At 55.1% G+C, this 6,173-nt stretch carries 4 protein-coding genes; 3 read left to right on the forward strand and 1 reads right to left on the reverse strand.

Annotated features, from left to right (window positions below; genetic code table 11):
- Positions 1-67 precede the first annotated feature (67 nt).
- Genes V7730_RS21720 through V7730_RS21730 form a run of 3 tightly spaced genes read left to right on the forward strand, consistent with a single transcriptional unit; the run spans position 68 to position 5,532 of the window.
- On the forward strand, positions 68-931 hold the full coding sequence (locus V7730_RS21720; RefSeq protein ID WP_335749646.1) for a cyanophycinase: 864 nt from the start codon (positions 68-70) through the stop codon (positions 929-931).
- Between the two features lie 46 nt (positions 932-977).
- Complete coding sequence (gene cphA / locus V7730_RS21725) at positions 978-3,779, forward strand: cyanophycin synthetase (protein ID WP_335749647.1); 2,802 nt, start codon at positions 978-980, stop codon at positions 3,777-3,779.
- Entirely contained in the window at positions 3,706-5,532 is a 1,827-nt protein-coding gene (locus V7730_RS21730) for a Mur ligase family protein (protein ID WP_335749648.1), read from the forward strand. Before cphA ends, V7730_RS21730 begins: the two co-directional genes overlap by 74 nt.
- 262 nt (positions 5,533-5,794) lie before the next feature.
- On the opposite strand, the gene V7730_RS21735 is transcribed toward V7730_RS21730, so the two are convergent.
- A partial coding sequence (locus V7730_RS21735; RefSeq protein ID WP_335749649.1) for a hypothetical protein occupies positions 5,795-6,173 on the reverse strand: 379 nt, incomplete at its 5' end.

Below are 6,173 nucleotides of genomic sequence, written 5' to 3' on the forward strand. Positions count from 1 at the left end.
AGATGCATCTTAGCCAAGCCGCAAAACTGTCCTAAAAAGCAGGACCACTTCAGGAAATTGAAGCATTATGTGCCCAGCATCTCCAATAGATAAAACCGACCGTGGGTTTATTATACCGATCGGCGGGGGCGAAGACCGTATCAAGGAGATGCAGATTCACCGTAGGTTTGTTGAGCTGGCGGGTGGTCCGGATGGGTACATCGTTGTGATCCCGACGGCTTCGATGCTCGATACGACTGGGGCAGAGTATAATCGTATTTTTTCCGGTTTGGGCGCAGGTCAGGTTGCACTGATGCCGATCTCGCGGCGTGCGGATTGTGACAATCCGGAATTTACACGCATGCTTGACGAAGCCACAGGCATCTTCATCACCGGTGGCAACCAGCTGCGCCTGTCTGCCATTCTGGGCGGTACGCTGTTGGTCAAGCAGATCCGGCGGCGAAATGCCGAAGGCATTCCCGTCGCGGGTACATCCGCTGGTGCGTCGATCATGTCAGAGCATATGGTCGCGGGCGGGCAGGGCAACGAATCTCCTGCCGAAGGGGCTGTTACGCTGTCCCCTGGCATCGGGCTGACGAATGCCGTTATCATTGACCAGCACTTTACCCAACGCAATCGGCTGGGGCGTCTGTTGACCGCGTCGTCGTTCAATCCGTTTCTGATTGGGCTGGGCATTGATGAGGACACGGCGGCCTTTATTGGGCCGGATGACGTATTGGAGGTCATTGGCAGCGGCACAGTTACCATGGTCGACGCCAGTCAAATGACTCATTCCTCGATGTGGGATGCTAAACCCGGAGAGTCGTTGAGCCTGCTGGGTCTTCGCCTTGACGTCTTGGGTGAAGGGTGTCGTTATGATCTAAAGGCACGTATCGCGTATCCGCCGGAAGATCATCCGGCGCTTTGCATTCTACCAATCGCGGATGCTTGAAAAATCATTCCGGGCACAGATCACAATCAAGCCATGAGGTAACTAATTGAAAATACTCTCAACCAATGTGTTTGTCGGCCCAAATACCTGGGCTAGATTTCCCGTCATTCGGCACGTCATTGATCTGGGAGTATTGGAGGACTGGCCCTCTGCTAAAATTGGGTCTGATTTTGTCGAAGGTTTGGTCGAGGCACTTCCGGGATTGGGCGACCACGGCTGTTCCTACGGTACAGAGGGCGGTTTTTTGCGCAGATTGCGCGAAGACGAAGGCACCTGGATGGGTCACATTCTGGAACATTGTGCGATCGAGGTGCAGAATGTCGCGGGGACAGATGTCACGTTTGGCCGGACGCGCGGCACGGGAGCACTGGGCCATTACAATATGGTTTATGCCTACAGGCAGCGCGATGTGGGGTTGGCCGCAGGGGAGCTGGCGATACGACTGCTGATGCATCTTCTACCGACGTCACTGCAGGAAAAAACTGATTATGTGTTCGACCAGGCATTTGACTGGGAAGGCGAATTGCGCAGTTTTGTCTTGCATGCTCAACGCAAGGAATTCGGTCCCTCGACAGGATCGCTTGTCGCCGCCGCGCAGGCGCGTGGTATCCCGTGGATCCGTCTGAACGAGAACTCCCTCGTTCAGTTCGGGCATGGCAAATTCCAGCGTCGCATTCAGGCCACGATCACGTCCGAGACCAAACATATCGCCGTTGAAATTTCCTGTGATAAGGAAGACACCCATAACCTTCTGAACGATCTGGGCCTGCCAGTGCCACAGCAGCGGATCGTCTACAGCGCAGAGGAGGCCGTGCGGGCTGCTCATGTGATAGGGATTCCTGTGGTGATCAAGCCATTGGATGCCAATCACGGACGGGGCGTCTCTATCAATCTTACGAAAGATGAAGAGATCAAGTCTGCGTTTACAGAAGCGAAAGCGCATTCGAAAAGTGCCGCGATTTTAGTGGAGAGTTTTGTCTCCGGTTTCGATCACCGGATGCTGGTCGTGAAAGACAAGCTGGTTGCGGTGGCCAAACGGGTACCGGGCCATGTGGTCGGTGATGGCAAGCACAGCATCGCAGAGCTGGTAGATATCGTGAACCTCGATCCGCGGCGTGGCATCGGGCACCAGAAGGTTTTGACGGTGCTCGAGATCGACAACCAGGCCAAACGCCTGATCGCCGACGCGGGACATACCGTCGAGACGGTCTTGCCCGAAGGTGAGGTATTCTATCTGCGTGCAACCGCAAACCTGTCCACTGGCGGAACTGCAATTGACCTAACTGATCTTGTCCACCCCGATAACCGCGACATGGCGGAGCGCGCGATCATGGCTGTGGGTCTTGATGTGGGCGGCGTCGATTTTCTGATCAACGATATCACCAAATCCTACAAAGATATTGGTGGGGCTATTGTCGAAGTGAACGCCGCTCCGGGATTTCGCATGCACGTCGCCCCTTCCGAGGGCCAGCCGCGCGATGTCGCAGGCAAGGTGATCGACATGCTGTTCCCGGTCGGGCAGGAATGCCGGATCCCCATTGCGGCGATTACCGGCACGAACGGCAAGACCACAACCTCGCGTATGCTGGGGCATATCATGAAGACCAGCGGCAAGATCGTTGGCATGACCTCGACTGATGGCGTCTATGTCGACGGTAAGCTCAGCGTGAAGGGCGACATGACTGGCCCGAAATCAGCACAGATGGTGCTGCGCGATCCGACGGTCGACTTTGCTGTTATGGAAACGGCCCGTGGTGGTCTGGTGCGCAGCGGCCTCGGGTATCAAAAGTCCAATGTCGCGGCCTGCCTGAACGTGTCGGCCGATCACCTTGGTCTGGGCGGCATTGAAACAGTCGAGCAATTGGCAGTGGTCAAGCGTGTGGTTGTCGAGAGTGCCACAGATACGGCAGTGCTGAACGCCGACGATATCAACTGCCTCAAGATGGCGGACTATGCCGATGTAGATGCGATATTCTATGTTACGATGAACCCCGGCCATTCATTGGTGAAAGAACACATCAAGGCGGGTGGCAAAGCGATCGTCTTGGAGCAAGGCATGAGCGGCGACATGTTGACGATCTATGACAACGGCCTGCATATGCCAGTATTGTGGTCCCATCTTATCCCCGCAACCCTTGAAGGCAAGGCAATGCACAACGTGCAGAACGCCATGTTTGCGGCGGCGATGGGATATAGTTTCGGCGTTGACCTCGACAATATCCGACACGGATTGCGCACGTTCGACACCAGCTTTTTTCAGGCACCCGGACGTATGAACGTATTTGACGAACATCCGTTCAAGGTAATCCTCGACTATGGCCATAACCCTGCTGCGTTGAAAGCGATGGCCGAGCTTGCCGACCGGATGGACGTTAAGGGACGCCGGATTGTAGTGCTATCAATCCCCGGCGACCGCCGCGACAGCGACGTGGTTGATGCGGCACGCGCCTTGTCGGGGCATTTCGATCACTACATTTGCAAAGCAGACGATGATCGCCGCAAACGCGGCCACGACGAAATCCCGCAGATGTTCAAAGCTCAGTTTCTCGAACATGGCATTCCGGATGACCAAATTTCCGTGATCCCCGATGAGGAAGATGCAGTGGCGGCAGCCTTAGATATGGCCAAAGCAGGTGATCTGGTCATTATTTTTGGTGATAACAGTTCGCGCTGCTGGAAACAGATCATCTATTTCAATGCGCCGGAACAACAGCCACAGGACGAAGCGCCACCTAGCGGCGGGGCGGCATCCGTTCCTTTCGAAGAGATGATAGATGGTACTCAAAGCATGGTGCGCGACGCACGCGGAGTGCGGTTGGCGCGGAGCGATGTTGAAGACGGTGACTGAACACGGCAACAACATGGACCCCATGGAGAAGCTCGAGAATGCGCTCGACAGCCATAAGGCAAAGGTCGAGCGCATCCATCTCGAACCGGCCCGTCGTCTGACGGGCCCCGGTTTGCTCTGGAACCGTCCCGGCGCGGTGATTGATATCTCTGCGGGAGAGCCTGACGTTGATCGCTTGGCAGAGCTTTGGAAACAGCGCGCGCGAGCGGTACTGGACGCTGTCGGATGGCCAGATCAAAAGCTGATCTACCGCCGGTTTCAGGGCGGTATCAATCTGGCAATTTCTGCGCCTATGGATCAATTGCATTCGGCTGTTCTTGTGGCACAGGTCGCGTGGCATCAGTGCGCGTGCGATCTGCTGGGGATGTCCCCACTGCCATTCGATGATTTGATAGGCGATTTGAAATCTATTATAGCGCAAGAGGCCAATCCGGCGCTTTGCGCTTTGATTACGGCAGCGATCGCACGGGACGTTGATATTTTGTGTGACGACGACGACGTTTCGGTCGGTCAGGGCATTGGTTGTCAAACTTGGTCCTTGGAGAACTTGCCAGATCCACAGGATGTGGAATGGTCAGATTTACATGATATTCCGGTGGCGATGATCACCGGCACAAACGGCAAAACGACGACAACACGTCTTTGTGCCGCGATTGCGCGTGCCGCAGGAAAGACAACCGGACTGACAACAACAGATGTTGTGCAGGTTGGTGACGATATCCTCGACCGCGGAGACTATTCCGGCCCGGGCGGTGCGCGAATGCTTTTGCGTGATTCACGGGTCCAGATTGCATTTCTGGAAGTCGCACGTGGCGGTATTCTGCGCCGGGGTCTGGCGACACGCCGCGCCCGTGTAGCAGTTCTGACGAACATCGCAAAAGATCATCTCGGTGAATATGGCGTGACGACGCTTCCCGAATTGGCAGAGGCCAAATTTGCCGTGACGCGCGCTTTGAGGGACGGCTGTGTGTCCGTGCTGAATGCTGACGATCCGATCATCGTTGAAGAAGCAGCGAGCCTGGGGTCGGCGATCTGGTGGTTTTCGCTCAACCCGACCTCACCCCAAATCAGGCAGGCGCGCAGGAGCGGGCAGCCTTGCGCTTTCCTCGATCAAGGCGCGTTGACCTTGTGTGACGGTACGCATGAGCCGTGGTCGGTCAATGTCTGGGATGTGCCTATTACCTTGCAGGGCGCAGCGCGGCACAACATCTACAACGTGCTTGCAGCTATGTGCGCCTGCGCGGCCCTGAACATCCCGAAAGAGGCGATCCGTATGGGGCTATCGGGTTTTTCCTCCAACTCTAACGATAATCCTGGCCGCTTTAATGAATTCGACTTCAATGGTGCGCGTATTTTCGTCGATTATGCCCATAACTCCCACGCGATTGAAGCGGTCTGCGATGCGCTGGCACAGATCCCGGCAAAGCGCAGGTTCATTATGATAAGCCAACCCGGCGACCGCACTGATCAAGATATCATTGCCGCTACAAAAGCTGGATTGAAATTTCAGCCCGATCATATCGTCGTGGCAGAGATCTCTGACTACTTGCGGGGCCGGGAATTGAATGAGACGTCGAGTATTATCGGGAAAGCAGTCCTTAAAGGTGGATTGAATTTAGAGCATATTTCGTATGTCAGTTCCCCTTCCGATGGAACGCTGGTCATCCGACAACAACTGCAACCAGGTGATCTGGCGCTTTTGTTGGTGCTTTCTGATCGCGAGCGTGTCTTTGATTTACTGACAAGCAGTTGAATTGGTTAATGTAGCGATGCGACCTGTCCGATTGTAATCTGGAGTGATCAGCACCTCGTCCATAAAAGCACAGTCAGCGCAACTGTCCTGAAGATAAAGCGGATGTTGACAGAATTGGCTGACAGCTCTGGCTTTGGAGGATCGTGGCCAAGGCCCGTTAGCGCTGAATATCTATTTTAGAGTATCTTTGACTGTCCGCTCTGACAATTTTCTGGAGCTGGTACCCAATTCGAAGTGAAGGTCTGCAAAGCGCTGGGAGCGGTCATCCGCTGCGCCTGGCATGAAGGTCGGCTAAGGGCCGATCACTACAGCGAAGGCGAGCGCCAAAAATTGGCAGCTTCATTGAACTTGACCGTAAAAAGGTGGAAGATTTGGGTCCCAGCGGATCCCCATGAAACATTCCCACGCGCTTCGCGCATTCGAAAAAGCCAAGCGCTGGTAGTCCACCCCTTGCTTTGCTGATCACGAAGGCCGCTATCAAGGGGCGGCCGGCGGTGGCATCCTCTTCTATCAGGTGCTCGAGAGCCACTGTGAACTGGTTGATCATGTTTGGGGGCGAGAGTTCGAGGGCCTTCGCGAGTGCCTGATACTGTTGAATGTCACTGAGAACTGACCCGGTATTTTCACCGAGATTTGACCCG

It is taken from the genome of Sulfitobacter sp., assembly GCF_036961165.1.
GTDB lineage: Bacteria > Pseudomonadota > Alphaproteobacteria > Rhodobacterales > Rhodobacteraceae > Sulfitobacter.